General features: G+C 75.5%; 1 protein-coding gene. It reads left to right on the forward strand.

Features of this window, described 5'->3' with window-relative positions; all coding sequences use genetic code 11:
- Nucleotides 1-158: 158 nt before the first annotated feature.
- The coding region (locus I6F24_RS37350) for a hypothetical protein (protein WP_225156613.1) at nt 159-432 on the forward strand (274 nt) is incomplete at its 3' end.

The following is a 432-nucleotide window of genomic DNA, read 5'->3' on the forward strand; positions in this document are numbered from 1 at the left end:
CCCCACCACGGCGGGTGCTGTGGGGCCGGGAGCGTCGCGTCCACAGGGCCGGGCGGAACCCGGCCGACACCGCGGCGACGAGTGCGCAGTGTAGGCAGGCTGAGGCCGCGGTCGCCGCGGCAGCACGCGGGGCCAGGGCCGCACGGCAGAATTGGCCGATGATCTGCCCCCTCCCCCGCTTGCGGCCGGTGCTGTGGCCGGCCCTGCTGCTGGCGACCCTGGCGCTGCCGGCGTCCGGGCAGACACCGGTCCGCATGGCCACCGCTGTCGAGCGCAACTACTTCGCCGCGGCCGAGCCGCTGCTGCGCAAGGCCTATGGCGCACTCGGGCTGGAGGTCGAGTTCCTGCCCTGGCCCCTGCCCCGCACCGATGTGGAGCTGCGCGCCGGCCGGCTCGACGCCGTGGCAATGCGGGCCGACGCGTTTTTCGAGC

The organism is Bradyrhizobium sp. BRP23, from assembly GCF_020194135.1.
Classification (GTDB): domain Bacteria; phylum Pseudomonadota; class Alphaproteobacteria; order Rhizobiales; family Xanthobacteraceae; genus Bradyrhizobium; species Bradyrhizobium yuanmingense.